The 25,638-nt window shown below is 43.1% G+C and carries 26 protein-coding genes and 2 pseudogenes; 7 read left to right on the top strand and 21 right to left on the bottom strand.

Translation table 11 applies throughout. The annotated features are described in order from the left end of the window. Positions 1 to 27 precede the first annotated feature (27 nt). A complete protein-coding gene (locus tag ACNFN4_RS05065; protein ID WP_014419374.1) occupies positions 28 to 813 on the bottom strand; it encodes an SAR2788 family putative toxin in 786 nt (261 codons plus the stop codon). Between the two features lie 14 nt (positions 814 to 827). After that, positions 828 to 1,637, bottom strand: coding sequence for a S8 family peptidase (locus ACNFN4_RS05060; RefSeq protein WP_224988719.1), 810 nt, complete (start codon positions 1,635 to 1,637; stop codon positions 828 to 830). A gap of 571 nt (positions 1,638 to 2,208) precedes the next feature. On the opposite strand from ACNFN4_RS05060, the pseudogene ACNFN4_RS05055 reads away from it, so the two are divergent. Continuing rightward, positions 2,209 to 2,350, top strand: a pseudogene (locus ACNFN4_RS05055) (DUF255 domain-containing protein); the annotation flags it as partial. 42 nt (positions 2,351 to 2,392) lie between these two features. Here ACNFN4_RS05055 and pdxR read toward each other — a convergent pair. Continuing rightward, positions 2,393 to 3,841, bottom strand: a complete 1,449-nt coding sequence (gene pdxR / locus ACNFN4_RS05050; protein WP_448200031.1) for a MocR-like pyridoxine biosynthesis transcription factor PdxR — start codon at positions 3,839 to 3,841, stop codon at positions 2,393 to 2,395. A gap of 128 nt (positions 3,842 to 3,969) precedes the next feature. On the opposite strand from pdxR, the gene ACNFN4_RS05045 reads away from it, so the two are divergent. Continuing rightward, positions 3,970 to 4,851, top strand: a complete 882-nt coding sequence (locus tag ACNFN4_RS05045; RefSeq protein WP_448200030.1) for a DMT family transporter — start codon at positions 3,970 to 3,972, stop codon at positions 4,849 to 4,851. Between the two features lie 137 nt (positions 4,852 to 4,988). Continuing rightward, a complete protein-coding gene (locus tag ACNFN4_RS05040) occupies positions 4,989 to 5,966 on the top strand; it encodes an HD domain-containing protein (protein WP_021494599.1) in 978 nt (325 codons plus the stop codon). Positions 5,967 to 6,178: 212 nt separating this feature from the next. Here ACNFN4_RS05040 and ACNFN4_RS05035 read toward each other — a convergent pair whose 3' ends face one another. Further along, a complete protein-coding gene (locus ACNFN4_RS05035) occupies positions 6,179 to 6,655 on the bottom strand; it encodes a DUF4944 domain-containing protein (RefSeq protein ID WP_448200029.1) in 477 nt (158 codons plus the stop codon). A 267-nt stretch (positions 6,656 to 6,922) separates the two neighbouring features. Between ACNFN4_RS05035 and ACNFN4_RS05030 the strand changes: the two genes are divergently transcribed. Continuing rightward, complete coding sequence (locus ACNFN4_RS05030; protein WP_022554055.1) at positions 6,923 to 8,992, top strand: thioredoxin domain-containing protein; 2,070 nt, start codon at positions 6,923 to 6,925, stop codon at positions 8,990 to 8,992. Here ACNFN4_RS05030 and ACNFN4_RS05025 read toward each other — a convergent pair. Next, a complete protein-coding gene (locus ACNFN4_RS05025; protein ID WP_448200028.1) occupies positions 8,989 to 9,885 on the bottom strand; it encodes a CPBP family intramembrane glutamic endopeptidase in 897 nt (298 codons plus the stop codon). The genes ACNFN4_RS05030 and ACNFN4_RS05025 overlap by 4 nt on opposite strands. A 214-nt stretch (positions 9,886 to 10,099) precedes the next feature. On the opposite strand from ACNFN4_RS05025, the gene ACNFN4_RS05020 reads away from it, so the two are divergent. Continuing rightward, positions 10,100 to 11,431, top strand: coding sequence for an MFS transporter (locus tag ACNFN4_RS05020; protein WP_159353682.1), 1,332 nt, complete (start codon positions 10,100 to 10,102; stop codon positions 11,429 to 11,431). Positions 11,432 to 11,462: 31 nt separating this feature from the next. On the opposite strand, the gene ACNFN4_RS05015 is transcribed toward ACNFN4_RS05020, so the two are convergent. From ACNFN4_RS05015 to ACNFN4_RS04960, 12 genes and pseudogenes are all read right to left on the bottom strand, one after another. Continuing rightward, complete coding sequence (locus ACNFN4_RS05015; protein ID WP_014419381.1) at positions 11,463 to 11,843, bottom strand: VOC family protein; 381 nt, start codon at positions 11,841 to 11,843, stop codon at positions 11,463 to 11,465. Between the two features lie 56 nt (positions 11,844 to 11,899). Beyond that, positions 11,900 to 12,838: a LacI family DNA-binding transcriptional regulator gene (locus tag ACNFN4_RS05010; protein ID WP_448200027.1), complete on the bottom strand. Its 939-nt coding sequence runs from the start codon at positions 12,836 to 12,838 to the stop codon at positions 11,900 to 11,902. Positions 12,839 to 12,900: 62 nt separating this feature from the next. Then, positions 12,901 to 13,467: pseudogene (locus tag ACNFN4_RS05005) on the bottom strand (endonuclease/exonuclease/phosphatase family protein). Beyond that, a complete protein-coding gene (locus ACNFN4_RS05000) occupies positions 13,464 to 14,021 on the bottom strand; it encodes a methylated-DNA--[protein]-cysteine S-methyltransferase (RefSeq protein ID WP_101287663.1) in 558 nt (185 codons plus the stop codon). The pseudogene ACNFN4_RS05005 and the gene ACNFN4_RS05000 overlap by 4 nt, the downstream one beginning before the upstream one ends. Further along, positions 14,018 to 14,599: a bifunctional transcriptional activator/DNA repair enzyme AdaA gene (locus ACNFN4_RS04995; protein WP_101287662.1), complete on the bottom strand. Its 582-nt coding sequence runs from the start codon at positions 14,597 to 14,599 to the stop codon at positions 14,018 to 14,020. Before ACNFN4_RS04995 ends, ACNFN4_RS05000 begins: the two co-directional genes overlap by 4 nt. Before the next feature lie 194 nt (positions 14,600 to 14,793). Next, the gene (rpsR, locus tag ACNFN4_RS04990) at positions 14,794 to 15,033 is read right to left on the bottom strand and encodes a 30S ribosomal protein S18 (protein WP_004392983.1); all 240 of its coding nucleotides are present in this window, start codon (positions 15,031 to 15,033) and stop codon (positions 14,794 to 14,796) included. 43 nt (positions 15,034 to 15,076) lie between these two features. Beyond that, positions 15,077 to 15,595: a single-stranded DNA-binding protein SsbA gene (ssbA, locus tag ACNFN4_RS04985; protein WP_004392979.1), complete on the bottom strand. Its 519-nt coding sequence runs from the start codon at positions 15,593 to 15,595 to the stop codon at positions 15,077 to 15,079. A gap of 39 nt (positions 15,596 to 15,634) precedes the next feature. After that, complete coding sequence (gene rpsF / locus ACNFN4_RS04980) at positions 15,635 to 15,922, bottom strand: 30S ribosomal protein S6 (RefSeq protein ID WP_004392977.1); 288 nt, start codon at positions 15,920 to 15,922, stop codon at positions 15,635 to 15,637. Between the two features lie 111 nt (positions 15,923 to 16,033). Beyond that, entirely contained in the window at positions 16,034 to 17,134 is a 1,101-nt protein-coding gene (gene ychF / locus ACNFN4_RS04975) for a redox-regulated ATPase YchF (RefSeq protein WP_088056349.1), read from the bottom strand. Positions 17,135 to 17,260: 126 nt separating this feature from the next. Beyond that, positions 17,261 to 19,264 carry a molybdopterin-dependent oxidoreductase gene (locus tag ACNFN4_RS04970; RefSeq protein ID WP_448200026.1) on the bottom strand — a complete coding sequence of 668 codons (2,004 nt, stop codon included), beginning with the start codon at positions 19,262 to 19,264 and terminating at the stop codon, positions 17,261 to 17,263. Positions 19,265 to 19,310: 46 nt separating this feature from the next. After that, positions 19,311 to 19,517: a DUF951 domain-containing protein gene (locus tag ACNFN4_RS04965; protein ID WP_004392973.1), complete on the bottom strand. Its 207-nt coding sequence runs from the start codon at positions 19,515 to 19,517 to the stop codon at positions 19,311 to 19,313. Between the two features lie 85 nt (positions 19,518 to 19,602). Further along, positions 19,603 to 20,628: a YkvI family membrane protein gene (locus ACNFN4_RS04960; RefSeq protein WP_089072478.1), complete on the bottom strand. Its 1,026-nt coding sequence runs from the start codon at positions 20,626 to 20,628 to the stop codon at positions 19,603 to 19,605. Between the two features lie 143 nt (positions 20,629 to 20,771). On the opposite strand from ACNFN4_RS04960, the gene ACNFN4_RS04955 reads away from it, so the two are divergent. Continuing rightward, on the top strand, positions 20,772 to 21,131 hold the full coding sequence (locus ACNFN4_RS04955) for a GNAT family N-acetyltransferase (RefSeq protein ID WP_225513872.1): 360 nt from the start codon (positions 20,772 to 20,774) through the stop codon (positions 21,129 to 21,131). A gap of 265 nt (positions 21,132 to 21,396) precedes the next feature. Beyond that, positions 21,397 to 22,011 (top strand): spore protease YyaC, encoded by a 615-nt coding sequence (gene yyaC, locus ACNFN4_RS04950; RefSeq protein WP_004392969.1) that lies wholly within the window; start codon positions 21,397 to 21,399, stop codon positions 22,009 to 22,011. 30 nt (positions 22,012 to 22,041) lie between these two features. On the opposite strand, the gene ACNFN4_RS04945 is transcribed toward yyaC, so the two are convergent. From ACNFN4_RS04945 to rsmG, 4 genes are all read right to left on the bottom strand, one after another. Next, complete coding sequence (locus tag ACNFN4_RS04945; protein WP_022554064.1) at positions 22,042 to 22,893, bottom strand: ParB/RepB/Spo0J family partition protein; 852 nt, start codon at positions 22,891 to 22,893, stop codon at positions 22,042 to 22,044. Continuing rightward, the gene (gene soj, locus ACNFN4_RS04940; RefSeq protein ID WP_007409899.1) at positions 22,886 to 23,647 is read right to left on the bottom strand and encodes a sporulation initiation inhibitor protein Soj; all 762 of its coding nucleotides are present in this window, start codon (positions 23,645 to 23,647) and stop codon (positions 22,886 to 22,888) included. The genes ACNFN4_RS04945 and soj overlap by 8 nt, the downstream gene beginning before the upstream one ends. Positions 23,648 to 23,945: 298 nt before the next feature. Next, entirely contained in the window at positions 23,946 to 24,797 is an 852-nt protein-coding gene (gene noc, locus ACNFN4_RS04935; RefSeq protein WP_007615083.1) for a nucleoid occlusion protein, read from the bottom strand. Between the two features lie 121 nt (positions 24,798 to 24,918). Further along, positions 24,919 to 25,638, bottom strand: a complete 720-nt coding sequence (rsmG, locus tag ACNFN4_RS04930; RefSeq protein WP_007409901.1) for a 16S rRNA (guanine(527)-N(7))-methyltransferase RsmG — start codon at positions 25,636 to 25,638, stop codon at positions 24,919 to 24,921.

Here is a 25,638-nt window from a genome sequence, read left to right as displayed (position 1 = left end):
AGTTAGATGTTTATAAATTAATCTATATTATCTTGCTGCACCATAGAAAGCATGAGCTTTCATACGGACACCTTTTCCATGTTTATACCTAGAGATCGAGTGATAATGATAATGTTTACCTTTACCCTTTTTATCTATCTCCGGACCAACTATTTTTTTAATCGGACTTGCGGCTTTAGCAATAGATTTGGCATTGTTCTTCGACGTAGACCAAGTGTCATCACCCCTTTTAAGGCGTGCAATTGCAGCAGGTCTTTTCAAACCATTACCGATAAATAATCCTTTAGACTTTCTTACTGCCATATAATGAGAATAGGTTCTTTTACGCTTCTTAAACTCAGAATAGGCAACATAAGTCACTCCTGAAATAGTCACAGCTAATCCAATTGAAATTAAATGCGCTAAAAGTGCCTCTCCAATAACTATTCCTATAGGTATAAACCAAACAAAAGAAGCTGTTACCTCATCTGAATTAATCTCATATTTTTTATTTGTTTCCGTATCAGTAAAAGTTGCTTCTATCTTCTCATTTGTAGCATTTTCAATATTAACTTTATATTCTTTACCTTTTTCACCAGTCTTCTGCGAAATTTCATCGGTTATTAATGAAAGTTTCATATTTTCTTTATCTAAAGTCATTAAACCTTTAACTCCGCCTTTTTCTGCTGTGATTACTAATTTCTCTTCATCGTTTGTTACAATTTGGTAATCCTTATTGTTTAAAGCCTCAGCTTTTGATTCATTATGTAAAATAAAAGTGAAAGTTAATACTAGGCTTAAAATAACTGCAATACTCTTTTTAAAACATTTCATTCAAATTAACCCCTTTACTTAAAAGATAAAAAACCTTTTCCATAAATTTCATCTCTTCCTTTCTTTCCAAGATCGATGGACAATTTGGACAATACATGGTTAACCTGATTATAAATATCCTCTTTTGAATTAATTCCGAATTTATCTCTATTTTGTAAAATTAATGATATTACACCGGTAACATGTGCAGCTGCTAAAGATGTACCACTTTCAGTTTTATAGCCATTATTGAGGGATAGTATCGGTATATCTACACCAGGTGCAGAAAAGTCAATCTTTCCTTTAGGTGAAAAGTTAGCTATTTTATTATTTCTATCTACAGCATTAATAGAGAGAACTTTTTCATAAGCTGCTGGATAATCAACATCTCCGCCATAATTGTTACCTGCGGCCGCAACGATTATGATCCCACTGTTTACTGCTTTATCAATTGCACCTCTTAACAACGGTTTATCTTTGGATAATCCAAAACTCAAATTTATTACCTGAATATTATTATCAATACACCACTCTATAGCTTTAACAAGGTTATCTAATGAACCTTTTCCTTTTGAATTTAGTACTTTAACTGAATATATTTCAGTGTCTGGAGCAATTCCAACTAATCCAAAACTATTATCTTTAGCTGCTATAATGCCTGCAATAGCAGTTCCATGCCCCACATCATCATCTGAGGTTAAAGTCATGTTTATTGGATTAAATTCTCCTTTAACTTTCCCTTTTAAATCTTTATGCTCTTTATCAATACCACTGTCTAATATAGCAACTTTCACTTTCTGTTTCTCTCTTGAAGTCCATATTGAAGCAGCATTGATTTTTTTCACCCCCCACGGTACTTCTTGTACACGGTTATGATTAATTTTTTCTGTTCCATTTCTCTCTATATGCTTAAAAATGAATAAAAAGCACGCAAAAAAACCTAATGTAAAGATTAATATAAATAATAAAATATGAGGTTTTTTAATTGATAACACCACTTTTTGAAGATTTGTAAATATTCTCATCCTTGGCCAAGAATAACAAATATATTATATCAATCTACAATTAAAAATCAAAGTTATTTTAGGAAATATTTCATTAATAAATTGCAGTTATAAAGTAGTGTATTTCTTAGTCACTATAAAGAAAATTGACCTTCAAATACATATTTAAAACAAATCTCAATAAAGACTGGCATATTAACTTAAATAATTTTGAAGACTTCTGCTAGTGACGGTTTTAAAGATAATCTTTCTCTTACGGTTCTTTGAATATCAAGTTCTCCTCATTATTTTTAAACCAGTACCCCAACCGTAGTCAGCGAACAATCCGCCATTTAACTTAATCGAATTTGATCACCGGAGTTTTCTCTTTTTATCTCGAAAACTTCCCAGGATCATGAAAGCAGGTGAGCCCATGCCAATTAACAACAAACCCAATAGATTAATCGCTGAGATGTCTCCATTTACTCCAACACGCCCACAACCCCGTAAACTGGCACCCTTGGGGAGAAGAAGCCTTTGAAAAAGCGAAACGCGAAAACAAGCCGATTCTTGTCATTGATAGCATGTCTCTTTCTATTAAGGTAATCATTATATATTTATCTGCTTGCCAATTCCTTAATCATCAAACCCAATTCATAAATTCCCTTTTGAAGGTCTTCAAGAGATGCATAAGCATATGATAAGCGAATATAGTTTCCTTTTTCTTGAGCATAGATACTGCCGAGATTGAGAAGTATCCCTTTTGTCAAAGCTTTTGTATAAAGTAATTTCATAGATAGTGAAGGCAATATTTTTACCCAGACAAAGAATCCTCCCTTCGGCATATTCCATGTAGCGACATTCTTCAAATTGGTTTCTAAGAGACTCATGACCAATTGTCTTCTCACCTTTAATTGACTTCTCACCTGTTCTAGATGCTGCTGGTATTCACCGGATGTAAACCACTCTGCCGCTACTCTCTGGGATAACGAACTGGAGCCGTAATCTGTTTGCATTTTTATGTCGGATAAACGTTCAATCACTGGTTCCGGCCCGACGATCCATCCAATCCTCAAACCCGGACTTAATGTTTTCGATAAACTGCCTATGTAAAGCACATGCCCATTTTTATCTATTGTTTTAATAGGATCTGGAGGAATTTCATCGATCCATAACTCACGATAAATATCATCTTCAATAATGGGAAGCTGTGCATTCTCACTTGCCGCAAGGATTTCTTCTCGCCTCTTTTTTGACATTAAAATACCTGTCGGATTATGAAAACAAGGATTTGTATATAAAATAGCCCTTCCCCGTTCCCCCCTTGCCATGTGGATATGTTCCGGCAAAAGTCCATCATTATCCATAGGAACTCCAGTCAGCTTCATACCGGCTGATTGAAATACGTGTAATGAATAAAGATAGGAAGGCTGGTCAAGATAAACGGTCGATCCCCTTTGCAAAAGCCCCATTGATATCAGCTGCAAGGCTTGCAGCGCTCCAGAAACAATAAGAATGGAAGAAGATGAAGCTTGAATACCGACTGTTCTTAAATAGCCGCTTAATGCCTCTCTCAAAGGCAAATATCCTTTTGGTTCCTCATACCCGAATGCCTCTATGTTTTGAGATACCTTTCCCATCATCTTTTTCATAGCAGCTAAAGGAAAAATCTCATGTGAAAGTTCTCCTTTACTGAGCTGTATAAGATCGGAATTTGATTCTGATTTATTGATCTCTTGAACGATTTTTTGGCTTGGCTGCTGGATTCCGGAGGTTACATACTGATCCCAATCGGGGGCGGAATTCTTAGCCAAAAGTGTCCATGTATTGTTCGTAACAACTGTCCCTTTGCCCATTCTGCCTTCGATTAATCCATCCGCCGTCAATTCCTCTAAAGCTGTAATGACTGTGCTCCTGTTCACCTCAAAGTGTTTGGCAAGCGTGCGCTGGCTTGGAATCTTACTTCCAATCGGCCATTCTCCATTTCCTATTTTCTCTTTTATAAATTGAATGATTTGTATGTACTTAGGAAGCTTTTTCATCTTTTTTTCTTCTGGAGCGCTCATAAAAAGTATCCTCCTTAAAGTGGTTGGGTCAAAATCTATTTAACTGGTTGAAGTCATATCATCAAATCTTTATTAATATAGAAACACATTAAATAACTGGTTGGTTTTTGTAAAGAGGAGTGAGAAAGATGCGAAAGAAAACAGTTCGAATCGGTATATCTTACAGTCTGATGATTGGGTTGTGGGCCTCAGCTTTCCCGGGAATTCGCGCGGGTTTGGAGAGTTACACGCCGGAACACCTCGCTTTGTTTCGCTTGTTGATTGGGTCAATGGCACTGGTCGTTTTTGCTGTTTTGACTCATATGCGTTTACCTGACATGAAGGATATCCCTGCTATTTTATCTTTAGGATTTTTAGGTTTTGCACTATATCACATTTTGCTGAATATCGGAGAAAAAACAGTCAGCGCAGGGGTAGCAAGCTTACTCGTGACCATGACACCTATTTTTTCTGCAATGTTATCTCGTCTGTTTTTTGGTGAACAGTTTGGGCTTTATAAATGGATTGGCTCTATCATAAGTTTATTAGGTGTGTTGATCATTACATTTGGGGCAGGAAACTATACACATTCAGTGAACGGCATTTTGTTAATCCTGCTGGCAGCTTTTTCGGAGAGTATTTATTTCGTTTTTCAAGCCCGCTATATAAAAAAATATGGATTTATTCCATTCGTTACATTCACTATTTGGGGCGGGACAATGCCTATGCTTGTATTTCTGCCTGGCTTAGGGGAAGAGTTTTTGAACGCTTCAATGAACTCAACATTGTCTATCGTTTACTTAGGTTTATTACCAACGGTTGTGCCTTACTTTGCACTTGCATATGTAACTTCACTCGTCGGTGTTTCAGAAGCAGCCATTTCACTTTATTTAACACCAGCCGTAGCCTTAGCCATTTCTTGGGTGTGGTTAGGTGAAGTACCTGCGTTTATTGCACTGACAGGCGGGATGGTTACAGTCGCCGGGGTGTGTTTCACTTATCTGAAAGCAAATAAAATGAGGCTCAAATGAAATGAATTTTTCAGAATTGTGATATGTTAAGTATATCAATATTAAAAAGAAGAAAATCCATGATGCGATAGTTTACAACTTCTTTGCCTGCTTGACTTTCAGTTTCTGCAATTAGCGCATCAAAGGGGTGTAAGGAAATGAAGATAACAGATAGTATTTATGGCGATGATGAAATAGATGGAATTCTTGAAGAGCTTATTTTCAGTCATCCAGTACAAAGACTAAAAGGGGTTTACCAAGGAGGAGCAAGTTATTTTGTGAATCAAAAGTGGAATGTCACGAGGTATGAACATTCCATAGGCGTAATGCTCCTCATAAAAAAGCTTGGCGGTTCTTTAGAAGAACAAATCGCAGGTTTACTTCACGATGTATCTCATACCGCATTTTCACACGTTATTGATTTTGTGTTTGAAAATAAAAATGAGGATTATCACGAAAACATTTATCATCAAATCATAACTGATTCAGAGATCCCGCATATTCTTGGTAAGTATGGATTTAATTACAAAGACATTCTATTAGACAACTCTAATTGGAATTTGCTCGAACAGCCATCTCCTGAGTTATGCGCTGACCGGATAGATTATACCTTAAGAGATATGTATCGATACGGAAACATCCTAATGGAGGAAGTTGATCATTTCTTAAATCATCTAATTATTAAAGAAGGAAAAATATATTTAAAAGATATAAAAACTGCTGAATGGTTTGTAAGAACCTATTATAAAGAGGTTATTGATTTCTTTATGAATCCTCTTAATATTTACGGTTATGATTATTTGGCTAAGACTTTAAAAACCGCTTTGGATAAACAAATCATTAACATAAACACACTGCTTGGAACAGATGAAGAAGTAATGAACATCTTGCGTTCTTCCGGGGATATAGATGTTAAAAATCTTATTAGTCGCTTACATCGAAAAGTTATTGTTAAAGAAGATAAGGCTGATTATCATTTGCATCGTAAGAATAAAATGAGGCTTATTGATCCGTCTGTATTCTATGATGACAAACTTATCCCTTCTTCTGCATTATCAAATGAAATTAAAACGCTGAACGAAAACGCTAAGAAAAAAGCTGAGGAAGGGATGTATGTAAAAATAATTTTAAACTGATTTACCTCTTATGCCTGCTTGATAAAAAACCAATACAGTTTGACAAAGCAATCATTAGGCAGACGTAGGGAACAGTCGATCGTTAATGAAAAAGTAAAACACGAAAACAAGCCGGCTCTTATCAGCATTGCTATTTCGACGTGTCACTGGCGGCATAACTCTTAGAATAACCAATAAAGGCAACCAGTTTCGGCTGCCTTTTTAATTATTTTTTAGAAACCCAAGTTTAAAAACTTTTTCTCTTCTAATTTAATGACTGTTATCTTTTCTTTGGATTCATTCCATGTTACTCTGACCTCTAATTTATGACCCTTAATATCCTCCTCGGGCATATAATCAAAGGTTGAAATGTGGTCAGGTCTTTCTCCACCCTCTTTTAAGCTTTCACCATTATATTCAGATAGAGAGTAAGGACCATTCTCTTGATAAACTTTTCCGTCGACCATCAATTCAATTTGTTTGATAGTGATTTTTTTCTCTTTATTTTTGCTACCTTGCCAGTATAAGTTTAAAAAATAGTTTGGCCCAATTGATGTTTTATCTGACTTTTCGATGGAAACCTTCCACTCATTGTCATTACTTGTCCCTTTATAAAGATCTTGTTGATCGTATATTGAATATAAAACAACAAATACCCCCAATAAAATTACAATCAGAATGATTATTTTCATTATCTTTCTTTTTTTCACATACTCCACTCCTATATTTTTATAGGAAAAAATTAAATTTAACCCAAAAGAATGATGTGGCAAAAAAAGGTTTCACTAGTGATTATACCAAATTAGCTTATTATCTAAAAAGCAATAAGGCGGATGAAGTTTAACCCTGAAAATAGAGTCATAAGCCGTTCTCCTTTTTAATGACTTGGGTTTGGTTCACAAAGTTGAGTGTATGAATTTTTTTAGAGGATTGTGGTATGTTAAACGTACAAATAATAAGAGAAAGCAGGTGAGCCCATGCCAAACAATAGTAAACCCAACAGTCTAATCACGGAGAAGTCCCCCTATCTGCTCCAACACGCCCATAATCCCGTAAACTGGCACCCTTGGGGAGAAGAAGCCTTTGAAAAAGCGAAACGCGAAAACAAGCCGGTTCTGGTCAGCATCGGTTATTCGACGTGTCACTGGTGCCACGTAATGGCTCACGAGTCCTTTGAGGACGAAGAGATCGCCCGTATTCTAAACGATAAATTCATAGCCATCAAGGTTGATCGTGAAGAGCGGCCTGATGTGGATTCCGTGTATATGAGAATCTGCCAGCTGATGACGGGGCAGGGCGGGTGGCCGCTGAACGTGTTCGTCACACCAGATCAAAAGCCGTTTTATGCGGGGACGTATTTTCCGAAGACGAGCAAATATAACCGTCCGGGCTTTATCGATGTGCTTGAACATCTGTCCGAAACGTTTGCGAATGACCGGCAGCATGTCGAGGATATCGCCGAAAACGCCGCCGCTCATCTTGAAGTTAAGGTTCACCCGGCTGAGGGCATGCTTGGCGAACAGGCGGTTCATGACACGTATCGCCAGCTGGCCGGCGGGTTTGATACGGTGTACGGCGGGTTCGGCCAGGCTCCGAAATTTCCGATGCCGCATATGCTCATGTTTCTGCTTCGCTACTACAGCTATACGGGCAAGGAACAGGCTTTGGCCGGTGTAACCAAGACACTCGACGGCATGGCGAACGGCGGGATTTTTGACCACATCGGGTTCGGATTCGCCCGCTACTCGACTGATAATGAATGGCTCGTGCCGCATTTTGAGAAAATGCTGTATGACAACGCCCTTCTCCTGACCGCATATACAGAAGCCTACCAAGTCACGGGTAATGAGCGCTACAAACAGATTGCGATGCAGATCGTAACGTTTATTCAGCGGGAAATGATGCATGAAGACGGCAGCTTTTTCTCAGCTTTAGACGCTGATACCGAAGGCCGTGAGGGGAAATATTACATATGGTCCAAAAAAGAAATCATGAACCTTCTCGGTGATGAACTCGGCCCGCTTTACTGCAAGGTGTATAACATCACAGACCAAGGCAATTTTGAAGGCGAAAACATCCCGCACCTCATTTTCACGCGGCGTGAGGCCATCCTAGAAGAGACCGGCCTCACAGAACATGAGCTGGCCGAACGCCTTGAAGAGGCAAGAACAAAATTGCTGGAGGCCCGTGAAAACAGAAGCTATCCGCATACAGATGACAAAGTGCTGACCTCATGGAACGCGCTCATGATTGCTGGGCTGGCAAAGGCCGCAAAGGTATTTCACGAGCCTGACTTTCTCAGCATGGCGGAAACAGCGATCCGCTTTCTCGAACGGCACCTCATGCCGGACGGGCGCGTCATGGTCCGCTATCGCGAGGGCGAAGTGAAAAACAAAGGGTTTATCGATGATTACGCTTTTCTCATCTGGGCTTACCTTGAACTGTATGAAGCGGGTTTTCATCCGTCTTATCTGCAGAAAGCGAAAACGTTATGTACAAGCATGCTGGAGCTGTTCTGGGATGAACGGCACGGAGGCTTCTTCTTTACGGGGAATGATGCCGAAACCCTTCTTGTCAGGGAAAAAGAGGTTTATGACGGGGCAGTGCCTTCCGGAAACAGCGCGGCTGCCGTACAGCTGCTTCGTCTCGGCCGCTTGACGGGTGACATATCACTGATTGAAAAAGCCGAAGCGATGTTTTCCGTGTTCAAACGGGAAATAGAGGCCTATCCGAGCAGCAACGCTTTCTTCATGCAAAGCGTACTGGCACATACAATGCCCCAAAAAGAAATCGTTGTTTTCGGAAGGAAAGATGACCCGGACAGAAAACGTTTCATTGAGGCGCTTCAGGAGCATTTCACTCCCGCCTATACGATTCTCGCCGCAGAACATCCGGAAGAGCTTGCCGGCATTTCTGACTTTGCCGCGGATTATCAAATAATCGATGGGAAGACAACGGTCTACATTTGCGAGAATTTCGCCTGCCGGAGGCCGACGACAGATATTGATGAAGCAATGAACACCTTACAAATCAGCAGCAGAGCCTAGGCGGCCTGCTGCTTTTCTTTTTTCACAAAACGGAACGCGAGCCATGCAAAGATGATATTGATCACCAGAGTCGATATGCAATCATATATTTCATAGCCGCCGGCTGCTGTTGTAAATATCGACGGAATGCCGCCATACACCGAATGATCCTCTGTGAGAAAGATAAATAAAAACATATTATTGGCAGCGTGACCGCCAAGGGACATCTCCAGACTGCCCGTTTTAATCGTGATAAAGGTCCAGATCATGCCAATGGTGACATATCCGATTCCCGCCCAGAGAGCTCCATTTTCCATCTCCGGATTTCCGAAATGAAGTGCGCCGAATAATCCGCCGATAATGACTGTCAGAACCACCGCGTTTGCCGTCAATTTTCCGGCGAACTGAAGCAGAAAACCGCGAAAGAGAAATTCCTCCGCAGAGGTTTGAATCGGCACCAACAAGACGGCCGCCGCTAACAGCAGCAGAAAACGTGAAGCATGGAATTCCTGAAGCATGAAACGATCCGGATGAATTGTAAAATCAATCAGCCCCGCGACAAACATCAACACAACATATGTGCCGAATCCAAAGAAAATTCTCTTCCAGTTCAGCGACTGATTCGGTGTGATGATGGATAAAAACCGCCGCTTCATAATGAAACGAACCGCTATCCAAATGCCCGGAATCGCTATGAAATAGACGATATGCTGTAAATAAATATCCGCCAGCGGGTCACTTAATGCCGCCTCATCCCAATTTATCGTCAGTGAAGGGTTGAAAGCGGACGTGAGAAACATATAAAACACGGTCAGTATGCTTCCAAAAAAGAACAAACACACAATGACCAACAGAGAAAGAAGATATCTCGATACACTATTTCTTCCCTCTCCGGGCCGTACAAACGTATTCATATTTATGCATCAACTTCCTTTCCTTCAACATTTTACAATATAAACAGAAACAGATATAGGAAATGTTATATATTTTAAGAAGAAAGCGCTATGCCGTTTCCTTTGGCTCTGGTTATTTACACTCTGTTTTTGCCAAAAAAAGACCTTTATAATGTATTCGTCAGATAAATTTACAGTATTTTCTGATTACAATTGCAAAGTCAGGGGGTTTTTTATGAAACATCAGACATTCTCAAATGTAGCGAACCGATTAGACCGTCTCCCCATTTCGCGTGTGCACTATCAAGTATTAACCGCTCTCGGAATCATCTATTTTTTCGATCTCGCTGATCTGTTTACGCTCAGCAACGTGGCTCCGGCGCTGATTGAGCATTGGGGCGTGAAGCTGTCCACCATTGCCGACATTACGGCCGCATCCTTCCTGGGCATGTTTTTAGGCGCGTCCATCGGCGGAAGGCTGTCCGATCGGATCGGCAGGAAAAAAGCGCTGAATTGTTTTGTCCTTGTCTTTTCGGTCTCATCTTTTCTGAATGCGCTGGCATGGGACATTCCGTCCTTAATGATTTTCCGATTCTTGACCGGGCTCGGCGTCGCGGCCGCCATGATTGTGACGAACAGCTATTTGGCGGAATTTTTTCCATCCTCCGTACGGGGAAAATACATCTCCCTTTGCGCCATGATCGGACTGATCGGCGTTCCCGTCACAAACGTTGTTTCCGCTTTTGTCATTCCTTTAGGCTCATGGGGGTGGCGGCTCGTATTCGTATGGGGGGCGGCCGGTCTCATTTATTTCTTTTTTATCCGCCGGCTTGAGGAATCGCCGCGCTGGCACGAAAATCGGGGCGCATATGATCAGGCAAACGCCATTATGAACCGTCTTGAAGCACGTATAGAGAAAGAAAAAGGCCCGCTTCCCGCGCCAAAAGAGGCGGCTGAAGTACATACAGTGAAGCACGCAGGCTACTTAGGGCTGTTTCAGGGCAGGAATTTAAAGATCACCATCATCCTGTCAGCGGTATGGATTCTTGAAACCTTTGGCTTTTACGGCTTTGCTTCATGGGTGCCCAGCCTGCTGAAAAGCAACGGCATCACCATGGAAAAAACGCTGTGGTACAATGTGCTTCACTCTGTCGGCGCGCCGCTTGGCGCATTGCTCGGTTCCATGATATCCGAGACGTTCCAAAGGAAATGGATTCTGGCCGCAAGCGCTTTTCTGACTGCCATTGCCGGACTGTTATACGGCATGACGTTTATTCCCGTCATGATTATTGTGTTTGGATTTGTCGTCAACGTCACGGAACGGGTTTTCACCTCAAACTTATACGCATATACATCGGAGCCGTATCCTACGGAATATCGCTCGGCCGGGAGCGGGCTGGCGTACGGGCTCGGCCGTTTTTCCAATATATTCGGCTCCCTGCTCGTCGGATTTATTGCCGTTAAGCTCGGCTACATCAGCGTCTTTTTGTTCATCGGCGGCTGCTGGCTTCTATGTTCCGTTTTGTTAATCCTCTTCGGCCCGAAAACAAATGCACAGCAAATTTAATCAATAAAACAGTGCGGGTTCCCCCGCACTGTTACACTGTGATTTCTATCAAATTGCCTTCCCAATCCTCTATCACACTCTCATAATATCCGTCACCCGTCACGCGCGGGCCGCTTACAACCTGAAATCCATCATTTTTAAACGTCTCCGTCAATTCATTCACCCGCTCCTTGCTGCCTGTAGAAAATGCGAGATGCGCCCATCCGGTCATATTCTGTGACGGAGCTTCATCAATGCCGCCTTTTTTCATAAGTTCCAGCCTGCATCCGGAGTCAAATGTCAGAAAATACGATTTGAAATCTTTTTTCTCATTATGATAAAGGTCATTGGCCTTGGCGCCGAAGTATGTCTCATAAAACTCTTTCATCCGTTCTAAATCTTTCACCCATATCGCTGCATGTTCAATTCGCATATGTCCGCCTCCCTTTTTTTCTCAATCTAGTTATAAAGCATGAAACCCATTTCAGCTCAAGACTTTTTCCGCTGAAATTGATGCATAATTTGTTTTTTAGCCGTTTCTTCGTGAAAAAACAGCAAAAATGCTTCCTTTCCGACCCGTTCCAAATGAAGTTCCAGGGATGGAATATTCAATGCCCGGCTGACGCTCAGATTTCCCTCGCCGATGATCTCCGCGTCCCATTTCTGTTCTTTCGCAAACTGGTACAAGCCGGCAGCCACATCATCACTGTGCGCATAGATGGCCGTCGGCACCTTGTCGAAACCCCGGAAGTGCTCACCCGCCCGCTTTCCGTCGTCCATATCATGGCATCCGACCAGAATGCGGGTTTCATCAAGAGAGCCGAAAACCGCCTTATATGCGGTTACCTTGTCGGCCGTACTCGGGCTTTTTTCCGCTTCCCGCACACATGTAAAAGCAACGTCTTGATGCCCGCGGTTCTTCAAATACAAAAAGCTTTCTCTGTATGCTGCCTGCCTGTCATTATAAGCGCAGGGAATCTCTTGATGCTGTGTATATTCACAAGCGACAATGGGACCGTATTCCAGGTAAGGCACGGCGGTTTCCCATTCATTCGCACGGGACGTGACAATCAGTCCGTCAATCTTTTTCATTTTCAGCAGTTCGAAATATGTCAACTCTATAGCGGGGTCATAGTTGGTGGGGAGAAGGGTTGTCACGTAATCATGGGCAAACGCTTCCTTCGTGATACCGTTTACAATTTTGTCAAAGCAGGGATGGTCGCTGTACGGCAAAATCACGCCGATTGTATTGGTCTTTCCGCGAATCAGATCAATGGCGGTTCGATTAGGGGTATAATCCAGCTCCTTCATCACTTGATTCACAAGACGCCTTTTCTCCTCAGATACGTACGGGTGTCGGTTTAACACGCGTGATACGGTGGCCACCGACACATTCGCCAGTTTCGCAATCTCTTTTATATTTGCCATGTGCTCCTCCATTTTCAGTGATAAAAAAGCAGCAAGAGTGGATTTCTCTTACTGCTATCTCATCATAAATCCACTGTCATTTCAACAGGGCAATGGTCAGAACCCATGATATCGGCACAAATGGCCGCTTCGCTGATCCGCGGCTTCAGTCTGTCTGAAACAATGACGTAATCAAGCCGCCAGCCGATGTTTTTCTCACGTGCGTTCGTCCTGTAAGACCACCAGGAATAGGCGCCTTCCCGATCAGGCGATCTGAATGTCGCACACAGGGAGATAGACTTAAAAAATCCGAAAGCCAACCGGAAGAACGCCGGTTTCTCGGATCAGGAGCGGGAAGCGTTCAGCGCCCTGCTGAACGCCGGATTTACCGATTCATTCCGCTATTTATATCCATAGAACACGTGCAGCGGCTTTTCTTTCGAAAAAACAGCCGTGCCTGAGTAGCCTTTTTTCACCGCATAGTTCCAATAGGCGTGATATCCTTCAGGCTGTAATGATACTTGTCCGTCCTGTACTTTTGTTTCTTGCAGACATAGAATATCCGCTGCCGTTTCCTGAACGTAAGTATTGATATCTATCTTTTTCATCACGGCACGCAAGCCGTTTACATTCCAAGAAATCAGTTTCATGTGTTCCCTCCTGTCCGGCTCAGCCGGTATTCCAGTGTTTCAATGTTTCCGCCCTCTAATGCCAGCAGCTGCTTTTTCATTTCTAAACCGCCTCTGAATCCGGTCAGTTTCCCATTTTTTCCGATGACGCGATGGCACGGAACCGTAATCAATACCGGATTTCTTCCAATTGCGGCGCCCACGGCTCTTACGGCTGCCGGTTTCTGAATCATTTCTGCTATATCCGAATAGGAGTATGTCTCGCCGTACGGTATGTCCATAAGCGCTTTCCATACAGCAAGCTGAAATTCTGTGCCGTAAAGATCCACCGGCACTGAAAAAGCTGATCTGCCATTTTCAATGTACTCGGACAGCTCTGCCGTGTAAGATGCCAGCTTTTCATCATTACGTGCCAATCGGTATTGCGGTATTGCTTTTTTTGCCCACTGCTCAAGCTCTTCAAAGCTTCCATGATTTGAACCTATAAAGCAAAGCCCCTTAGATGTGGCGGCTGTATACAGGCTCCAATCATTCCGTGTGAAGAGTGTCCAATAGATCATAGGCTCTTTACTCATATTGAACCTCCCTGTCCCATTTTGGCCGTTTTTCTGTATTCTGTGGGCGAACTCCCGGTTCTCTTTTTAAAAAGAATCGCGAAATGCGCTGTGTTTGGAATTCCGACAGTCAGAGCGATCTCCATGACTGTCATATCAGTATGCTTTAAAAGGTGTTCCGCCTTCGACAATCTTATTTTCTGTATATACGCAATCGGGGACATTCCCCTGATTTTTTTAAATGTCCGCTGTAAATGATAGGGGCTGCCGTGACACATTTCGGCCAGTACACTCAGAGTCAGGGATTCGTGATAATGGCGTTCAATGTATTCAATGATTTGAGCAATCCATTCTTCATCAGGAAGACGAAGACCGTTCGGCCGGCACCTTTTACAGGGACGAAAATGTTTATCGAGCGCTGCATCAGCCGTATCAAACACCAACACGTTTTCTTTATTCGGAACTCTCGATTTACAAGAAGGCCGGCAGAAAATCCCCGTCGTTTTTACTGCATAATAAAATGCCCCGTCATAAGAAGCATCATTGTGTATGATTGCGCTCCACTTTTCATCAGTCAGGATATTTCTGTCTGTCTCCATCTCAGCCACCCCCTGTTTTTCAGTATAAACAAATTCATTGCATAAGTACGCGTTTTTGAATAGAGGAGCAAGATAACAAAGATATAGGTGTCAGGAGCACTTCCATGTTTCATGTGAAACATTTCGGCAGGATGGAGGGGGACTGATATAAAAAAAGAGCAGGAGCCCGCAGGCTCTTGCTCTTTTCTTTCGGCTTACTCGCCAGTTACGTATGGAAGTAAAGCCATTTGACGTGCGCGTTTGATCGCGATAGTCAATTTACGTTGGTATTTCGCGTTTGTTCCAGTTACACGGCGAGGTAAGATTTTACCACGCTCAGAAACAAACTTTCTAAGAAGATCTACATCTTTGTAATCGATGTGCGTAATGCCGTTAGAAGTGAAGTAACAAACCTTACGGCGTTTCGCACGACCGCCTCTGCGTCCTCCTGCCATTGTCATTTCCCACCTTTCTCGTTATGAATATAGCGATAATCTATTAGAACGGAAGATCATCATCCGAGATGTCAATCGGCTTGCCGTCGTTGGCAAATGGATCATCATTAAAGCTGTTCCCTTGATTTCGTCTCTGGTTGTTCTGATTTCCGCCGAACGGATTATCATTTTGGCCTCCGCCAAAGTATTGGCCTCCGCCGCTGTTTCCTTCGTTGTATCCGCCTGATCCAGAACCGCCGCTGTTTTTAGGCTCAAGAAATTGAACACTTTCAGCTTGGACTTCTGTCACGAAGACACGCTGTCCCTGCTGGTTTTCATAATTTCTTGTCTGGAGTCGGCCGTCTACGCCGGCAAGGCTTCCTTTTTTAAGAAAGTTTGCAACGTTTTCGGCTTGTCTTCTCCAAGTGACACAATTAATGAAATCGGCTTCACGTTCTCCGGACTGGTTCGTGAATGTACGATTCACAGCAAGAGTAAACGTGGCGACAGCCGCACCGCTTGGCGTATAACGAAGCTCTGGGTCTTTTGTCAGTCTTCCGACTAATACAACTCGGTTAAGCATATGAAAGACCACCTTTTAACATTATATATTTCAAATTGCTTATTCTTCTTCTTTAACAACGATGTGGCGAATGATATCGTCACTGATCTTAGCTAAACGGTCGAATTCAGCAACCGCTGCAGCTTCAGACTGAACGTTTAAGATTTGGTAGAAACCGTCACGGAAATCATTGATTTCGTAAGCAAGACGACGTTTACCCCAATCTTTTGTTCCAGTGATCTCCGCTCCGTTAGAAGTCAATACGTTGTTGAAACGCTCGATAACTGCCTTCTTTGACTCTTCGTCAATGTTCGGACGGATAATGTACATAACTTCGTACTTTTTCATCTGTTTGCACCTCCTTTTGGTCTAAGCGGCCCTATAATGGGCAAGGAGCAATAATTCTATTACTCACAAGTTTATATTATACCAAAGCTCTTGTCCCTTTACAACTGTGTCCTATACATTAAATCGGAAATGAATGACATCTCCGTCTTGGACTACATATTCCTTACCTTCCAGACGCACTTTCCCGGCTTCTTTCGCTCCGGACATTCCGCCGCCTGCCAAAAGGTCTTCATAAGCAACCGTTTCAGCGCGGATAAAGCCGCGTTCAAAGTCAGTGTGGATGATACCCGCACACTCAGGAGCTTTCATGCCTTTTCTGAATGTCCATGCGCGCACTTCCTGTTCGCCCGCCGTAAAGTATGTCGCAAGACCGAGAAGAGAGTATGACGCTTTAATCAGCTGATCAAGACCTGACTCTTCGATGCCGAGCTCCTCAAGGAACATTTGCTTTTCTTCGCCTTCCAATTCAGCAATTTCAGACTCAATTTTCGCGCAGACGACGATAACCTCGGCGTTTTCACCCGCGGCGTACTCCCGGATTTTCGCAACATATTCATTATCTGAAGGATCAGCCACTTCATCCTCGCTTACATTTGCTACATAAAGCACGGGTTTTGACGTAAGCAAATGAAGCTGCTTCACAAGCTTTTGCTGTTCTTCCGTAAATTCAACGGAACGGGCAGGCTTTTCTTGTTCGAAAGCTTCTTTTAATTTAGACAGAATGTCAAATTCAAAAACCGCTTCTTTGTCTTTTTGCTTCGCAAGCTTGCTTACACGCGTGATGCGTTTTTCGACTGTCTCCATGTCGGCAAGAATCAATTCAAGGTTGATCGTTTCAATATCGTCAATCGGATCGACTTTCCCTGACACGTGCGTAATATTGTCATCAGCGAATGCGCGTATAACGTGGCAGATCGCATCTACCTGACGGATATGAGAAAGAAACTTATTTCCGAGTCCTTCACCTTTAGATGCGCCTTTTACGATCCCCGCGATATCAGTGAATTCAAACGCAGTCGGCACCGTTTTTTTCGGGTTCACCAATTCAGTCAGCTTTTGCAGACGTTCATCCGGCACTTCCACGATTCCCACGTTCGGATCAATTGTACAGAACGGGTAGTTGGCTGATTCGGCACCAGCCTGGGTAATTGCATTAAATAACGTCGATTTTCCGACATTCGGCAAACCGACAATTCCAGCAGTTAAAGCCATTCTTTCATCTCCTCTATATCAAACCATCATCGTATAAACGTATTGTAAACCTAGAGCAATTATAAGGAGGTTCATAGGAAAAGACAAGCTGAGAAAAAAGCATTTCCCGCCCTCTCTCTCCTTAGATTATCCTTTTTTAACCGCTACCAGACAGTCAAAAAGCGTACTTCCCATTCCATTATCGGAATTTGAATCCTTTGTGAGCATGTTGACGGAGCCTCCGAATGCCGCCCACATGCCTTCATCTATATTCACCGTCTTCGGGTGAGCCTGCTTCATGATTTTCACCCTGCCGCGCAGACGGCCGCGGTCATTGTATACCTCTGCCGTATCTCCGTCTTGAAGTGAAAGCTCCTCGGCGATATCCGGCGACAGATCCACCTGAATCTGCTGAAGCTTTTCAATAAACGGCACGTGCTGTGAATGATTGGAGCGCTGCGGGTGAATGGACAGCAGCGTATACGGGTATTTCCCGGCAAGCCCGGCGTCATGATAAACAGACTCTTCCGGCACCTCCAATTGAGGGAGGCCGCTGTATCCTTTCTCTTCTGCCAGTGACGAGACGAATTCAAATTTTCCGCTCGGGGTTAAAAATTGAAAATCACTCCACGGAACCTGTTTGACCGGAAGCGGCATATGTCCTTTTTCCTTTAATTGCTCAAGGGTGATTCCTTCTTTCTCCAAAGAAGAGAGCCCCATTTTTAAGAAATCTCCCGTACTGTAATCAAACAGCTCCCCGAATCCGAGACGCTTTGCGAGTTCCGTCCAGATCCAGCGGTCTGATTTTGCCTCTCCCTGCGGTTCCGCAAGCTTCTTACCATATTGAACATAGTGATGATACATGCTGGAATAATAAATATCTTCCTCTTCGAAAACAACGGCCGTCGGCAGCACATAGTCACAGAGCTTCGCCGTATCGGTCATGACCGAATCAATGGCCACTGTGACCGGTGTTTTTTCAAACGCTTCCTTCACTTTTTTTGTATTCGGCACCTGTGTCAGCGGATTGCCGCACGTCACGATGATCATCTCAATCGGCGGATCGGCTGCATTCAGCGCCTCTTCAGCTTGAGTCATCATCGAAAACGTTCTCGAACTTTTCTTCAGATCAGGACGGGTGAGCTCGGCCTTTGCAAAGCTTTCACCGACTTGCACATTTCCGAAGTTTGCGCCGCCGCCTTTGATACCGACATTTCCGCTCGCCGCAGCTAAAGCGTCAATCCACCGTATCGTCCCGCCCCCGTTTTTATATCTCTGCATCCCAAGACCCATAAAAGTGGAGGCGGGACCGTCAGCATATAAATCAGCAAGATATTCAAGCACTTCTAAAGACGTTTCTGTTTTCTCAATGATCTCCTCAAAAGAAATCGTCTTCAGAAGCTTTTCTATTTCTTCAAAACCGACCGAATGCCTTTGAATGAAATCGGAATCGGTTCTGCCGGTTTGGCATAATATTTTTAAAACACCCGCCGCAAGCCAGCCATCCATGCCGGGTTTGACGGATATATACCGATCGGCAAGCTTTGCAGTCGGGTTAAAAATAGGATCAATGACCGTCAGTGTCGCTCCTTTTTTCTTCACCTGCTGCAGATGATGATAGAGGTGCATATTCGTCCGGGACACGTTTCTGCCCCATACGATCACATGCTTGCTGTGATAAATATCAAGCGGTCCATGCCCGTAAGAACGCCCGAAATCCCAGCGCTGCGCTTCAATGCCGGAACCCCAGCAAATGCTGCCCGCAATCTCCGTTGCACCGCCGTATCCATTGAAAAAACGCTGGTCGAGCGCCTTCAAAAGACCGTTATTGGCGTAATCATGACTGTGCAGCACTGCGGCAGTGCCCAACGTCTCCTTAATCACCGCCATTTTTTCCGCGATTTCATCTAACGCCTGCTCCCAGGAAATGCGGACAAATTCGCCGTCTTTCTTTTTTAAAGGAAAACGAAGCCGTTCCGGCGCATTCGTTTTCGTCTCCAGCATTCTGCCCCGGCCGCAAATTTTTCCTTCCGTAATGGGATGATTCGGGTCTCCGTCTACTTTCGTCACCTTTCCATCCTCAACTGTCACCAAAAAGCCGCAGCTGTCCCAGCAATTCAGCGGGCACGCTGACTGATGCACTTTGCTCATCGGGCCTCTTCCTCTCCTCTATATGAAAAAGCATGAGCGCCAGCCCTTATGATGTAGGCTCCTCATGCTTGACGAGTACTTTTTTCAGCTTTCTCTCAAAATCTCTTCTCGGAATCATGACACTGTGGGAACAACCCGTGCATTTGATCCGAATATCCATTCCCATCCGAATGATTTTCCACCTGTTTTCACCGCAAGGATGCGGTTTCTTCATTTCAACAATATCATTCAGGCCAAAGTCTTTATCCGCCAAGACCCTTCACCTCTCTCCATAGACTGCTTTATTTATTGTACAAAAAAAGACAGGATAAGAGCAACGGCCGCACTCAAAATGAGCATTATACTTTTTTCCATCTCCCTAAAATAGGGTAAAGAAGAAGACATACCAGCAAATAAAGACTTAAAAGCCCGTAAATGGGATATAAAATGGCGATCAAATCTGAAAAACCGATTGTCGTAAAAGGCACCATCACAGCTAAAAGAAGAGATACGAGCGTCCATCTCGGCAATTTCACAAATGCAAGCATGCGGCTGGAAAGCCCGAACAGACCGGTCACGGTTGTCGTATAGATGGCTAAAAAAAGCACGGCGGCCATACAAAGAAATAACGGATAAGGAGCGCCTTCAAGGACGGCGAAAAGAGGCATCTCATATTGTGTAAGACTGCCTGAAAGCTGCACAAGCGTTTCATTGTAAACAAATGAAATCACACCGAAAATCAGCCCGCTTGCAACGCTTGCGATTTTCGCTTCTCCCAGTCCTTTCATATCTTTCCCGATTGAAGAAAGAACAGCGACAACAGAAAGGATGTTTAAGGACGTGAAGGTAATGCTTGCCGGCCAATTATACTGGCGGGTCAAATCTATCGTCCACGTGTAATGATGGGTTGTCTGAAAAAAGACCAATGCATATAACAGTCCCGCTACAAGAATCGGTATCAAAATACTATTCAGAGATAATATTCCTTTTATATCCCAAAAGAATAAACCGACGGTCACAATGCAAAGAAGAAAAATACCGAGCCAAAACGGCAGCTTGTACATTTGCAGCGTCACACCGCCGCCGGCAATCATAACCATCGTCATTGAAAACAAATAAAACATAATAAGCACATCATAGACTTTAGCAAGAGCCGGCCCCATCAGATGCTCAAGCACAGGTAAAAAGTGCGTTGATTGAACCCGATAGCTGATCTTCAACACAATATAAGCCGAAATCGTAAACATGACTGTAAACAATACAATAGCCAGTCCGCTTTCGACACCGAAAAACTGCCATATTTCCTGCCCGCTTGCATACCCAGCCCCAATCTGGCTGCTTAATATGAGCAGCATCCACTTCATCCCGGCTCTCCACACCCTCATCACCTCATAAAATTTCTGATAATCTCCGCATATTGCTACTATATTGAGTGACAGCGGCAATCATTCATACAAATGGGACAAATATGGTATGATAACGACGATTGACTATTCAGAAAATTTTATTTATATAAGGAGCTCAAATCGTGTACATCAGGCGTTTAACCGCAAATGATACCAAGCCTTACACCGATATCAGGCTCAAAGCTTCAAAAGATCACCCGGACGCGAGGCTTGAATCCGGTAATGCCATCGTGCTTGGCGCCTTTGAAAAAGACAGACTGATAGGAATCCTCAAGATCTCCAAGCATTCGCTGTTTAAACTAAGACACATTGCGGTTATCGGTTCTATGTATATTTCCCCCAAACATCGAAGGTCAGGCGCGGGAAAAGCGTTACTGACGGAAGCCATCAGCCAGGCAGCAAAAAAGATGAAAGACGCAGAACAGCTCCCTCTCTCTGTTACTCAACAAATGAACCCGCAAAGAAACTCTACGCTCAGTTAGGATTTATCCTCTTTTCTGCAGAAAAAAGAGCGCTGAAATTAGATCATCAGCAATATGTAATGTAGATCAAATGGTCTTATTTCTTTCATGAACTTAAAGAATAACTGCTCTGAGTTCTTTTTTCTATCCCGCTCTTTTCAAACAACCGGCATGCTGATCATGACATAAGCATAAAAAAAGGCAGCGCTGGATATACTGTAAACAACCATACAACACCAAAAACAACAATGTAATACTCGTATGACATGACAAGGAAGTGAACCTTATGAATCGAAAAGGCGGGCTTTTTTCTCAAGAACGGGCAAAACAATATGTATCTCATACGGATTCTTCTGCTGCGAATCAAATACAAGCGATCCTTACTTCATCTTTACGTAAAGCAGCCGGCAGACCGTTAGTCACCGTGTGTATCGGTACAGATCGGTCGACCGGAGATTCATTAGGTCCGCTCGTAGGAACAAAGTTAGAAAAAATGAATTTAGGCAGATTGCACGTTTACGGCACGCTGTCAGATCCTGTTCACGCCGTCAATATGAAAGACAAGCTGAAAGATATTCAACATCTACATAAAAATCCGTTTATTATAGCGGTTGATGCTTGTTTAGGCCGCGTCAAAAGCGTAGGCTCATTTCAAATCGGCGATGGGCCGCTGAAGCCCGGAGCAGGTGTTCAAAAAGATCTTCCCGAAATCGGTGACGTCCATATCAACGGAATCGTCAATGTCAGTGGGTTTATGGAGTATTTTGTCCTGCAGAATACGAGGCTTCATCTTGTTATGAGCATGGCAAACGTTTTAGCAGAGGGGTTACAGCTGACAGATAAATCAGAAGGCCGGCAGGAACGGCTCAGTCCGTTTCATAAGCTGACAAGACGTATATAAAAAAACCATCTTTTTTTAAAAAGATGGTTTTTACGCTTCTCTTTCAGACAATAGTTCTAGGATACGTTCAAGATCTTCATTTGAGAAAAACTCAATCTCAATCTTCCCTTTTTTCTTTTGTCTCTTAATATTTACTGTTGTTCCGAAGTAATTTTGCAAATACGATTCCCGCTCTTTTAACACAACATCTTGAACAGGTTCTTTTTTCTTTGTTTCACGTGGAACATTGTTGTTTAACTGCTGAATCAGCTGCTCAAGCTGACGGACGTTCAGCTGTTCTTCAACCACTTTCTTCACAAGCGGTTCAAGCTTGTTTTTATTTTTCAAACCAAGCAAGGTTCTGCCGTGTCCCATGGATAACGTACCTTCTGCAATGAGGTTCTGGATGCTTTCCGGCAGCGTCAGCAGTCTTAAATGGTTGGCAATATGAGGCCTGCTTTTCCCGAGCCGTTTAGCGAGCTGTTCCTGGGTTAAATCCAAATGCTTCAGCAGTGAGTCATATGCCAGAGCTTCTTCAAGCGGTGATAAGTCTTCACGCTGAAGGTTTTCCAAAAGAGCGACTTCCCGCATCAGCGATTCAGATAAATCCCGCACGATAGCCGGCACTGTCTCTTTACCGGCAAGTTTTGCGGCGCGGTAACGGCGTTCGCCGGCTACAATATCATAGCCCTTCAATGATTTTCTCACGATAATGGGCTGAAGAATGCCATGCTGAATGATGGATTCCTTCAGTTCAGCTAATGACTCATCGTCAAATTGTTTTCTTGGCTGATAAGGATTGGGGCGCAAATCACTGATTTTAATCTCTTCCACTGTCTCTTCAGACAAATCAACCTGATTAAACAACGCGTTAATCCCTTTTCCGAGCCCGCCTTTAGCCATTCGCTGCCACTTCCTTTGCTAAATCTAAATATACTTCCGCACCTCTCGAACGCGGATCGTATAATATGATCGGCTTGCCGTGACTCGGCGCCTCACTTAAACGGACATTGCGAGGGATAATGGTTTGATACACTTTATCTCTAAAGTATTTCTTTACCTCCTCTATCACTTGAATGCCGAGATTCGTTCTGGCATCAAGCATCGTCAGAAGCACTCCTTCTATCATTAAGTCGGTATTTAAATGTTTTTGCACAAGCCGAACTGTATTTAATAATTGACTCAATCCTTCAAGAGCGTAGTATTCGCACTGAACCGGGATAACGACTGAATCTGAAGCGGTAAGCGCATTAATCGTTAATAACCCGAGAGACGGAGGACAATCAATAATCATGTAATCGTAATTTTGTTTCACTGATTCTAATGCTCTTTTCAGCCTGACCTCCCGTGAGATCGTCGGAACCAATTCGATTTCCGCTCCCGCAAGCTGGATCGTGGCCGGAATGACATCTAAGTTCTCTACTGAAGTCGGTTTAATAATATCTGTAACATCTGCATCATCTACTAAAATGTCGTACACACAATGATCCACATCGGCTTTTTCAATCCCTAATCCGCTCGTTGCATTGCCCTGCGGATCAATATCAACAAGAAGAACCCTTTTACCTATGTAAGCCAAGCAAGCCCCCAGATTAACAGAAGTCGTCGTCTTCCCGACTCCGCCTTTTTGGTTCGTAATTGCTATGATTTTTCCCACGATGTCACCTACCTTCACATGAACATGTACTGTCTTGTTTCTATCTTATCAAAAAAAGAGTAAAGCGTTTTATTTTTTTCATAATTTGTTTATCAGCAAGTGAAAAAAATGTAAACGAAAAAGACACTTTCTAATATAAGTTCTCCGATAAAGTGACTTTTTTGACTGTAAAAAGACAATTCACGACACAAAAAGATAAAATTTTACATATATAATGTATAGTGCACAATAAATCTATCATTATCTCAAAATAGTTTTTTGATTAAAATAAAAACTCCCCTGCTGATCAGGAGAGTTTTTATTTAGGTATCCGAATGGTAAGCTGGATGTACTCTTCGAATTCTTCTTCTTCAGTATTCAGTCTGACGCCGCTGTCTTCTACCATGGACAGTGACTGACGAATCGTATTCATCGCAATTCTTGTATCCCTGCTGAACGCTTTGCGTCTCGGCTTTGGTTTCTGCTTATTCTGTTCAAGCATTTTCACCACTCTGTCTTCCGTCTGCTTGACGTTTAAGCTTTTCTCAATGATTTCCGCAAGCAATGTGACCTGAAGCTCCGGCTGTTTGAGCGGAATCAGTGCTCTTGCATGACGTTCCGTAATTTTTTTCTCCATAATCGCATCCTGGACGGGTTCCGGGAGCTTTAACAATCGGAGCTTGTTCGCAATCGTTGACTGGCCTTTTCCTAAGCGCTGTGCCAAGGCTTCCTGTGTTAAATCATGAAGTTCTAACAGCCTTGCGTACGCATGAGCTTCCTCAATGGAGGACAATTCTTCCCTTTGCAGGTTTTCAATCAAAGCGACAGATGCTGTTTCCGTATCAGAAAAATCTTTAATAATTGCGGGAATCTTCTCCCATTCAAGCGTCTGTACCGCTCTCCAGCGCCTTTCACCCGCAATGAGCTCATATTGTCCTTCATCTTCTGTATGTCTGACAACAATCGGCTGAATGATGCCGTGTGTATGGATAGTCATTGCTAACTCTTTGATTTTTTCATCTGAGAAAATGGTGCGTGGCTGAAAACGGTTGGGAACGATAGCATGTACCGGTATTTCGAGTATCTCTTCTTTGTTTGTATCATGCTCAGCTATCTCCGGTTCCTCTTCCTTCTCACCAAACCCGAAGAAACGAGAGAATGAATGCTTCATATACCTACACCACCTTTAAAAACTGCCATTTTTATAATTCTATTTTCTCATGGTTTTTCCTGCTGTATCTTCATCAATTTTGCAGAAAATATGATGGAATTGTCACATCAGGCTGTCTAAATTACCCTTCAATTGGCGATTTATTTGGAGTACCCGGTTTTCTCGGATATTTTTTCGGAGTGCTTTTCGTCTTGCGAATGATCATAATGTTCCGTTCACTTTCTTCAACAGGAAGTGTAAAGGAATGAACTTGTTCAAGCTCTCCTCCCAATACTTTAATCGCCTTTTGCCCCGCTTTCAGCTCTTCATCAGCTGCTGCTGCTTTTAGTGCGGCAAATACGCCGTTTTTCTTGGCCAGCGGCAGACAAAGCTCACTCAGGACCGACAGACGCGCCACCGCACGGGCCGTCACGAGATCGAAGCTTTCCCGTACGTCTTTCCGTTGTCCGAATGTCTCCGCTCTGTCATGGACAAATGTCGTATGCTCTAATTGTAAAGCATCAGAGAGAGTTTCCAAAAACGTAATCCGCTTATTCAGTGAATCGACGATGGTGACATGCAGATGAGGGAAGCAGATTTTGATGGGCAGGCTTGGAAAACCGGCGCCGGCGCCGACATCACAAAGAGTGGTGACCTTTTCAAAATCAATATAAAATGCCGCCGTTATCGAATCATAAAAATGCTTGAGATAAACTTCCTTTTTCTCAGTGATGGATGTCAGATTCATTTTTTCGTTCCATTCCACGAGCATCCGGTAATACAACTCGAATTGCTCCAGCTGGCGGTCAGAAAGGGAAATCCCTTTCTCCGCTAAACTGGATGTAAATTCCTCTATATTCAT

This window comes from Bacillus sp. N1(2025) (assembly GCF_053470005.1).
This window is presented reverse-complemented; position numbering and strand designations above follow the sequence as displayed.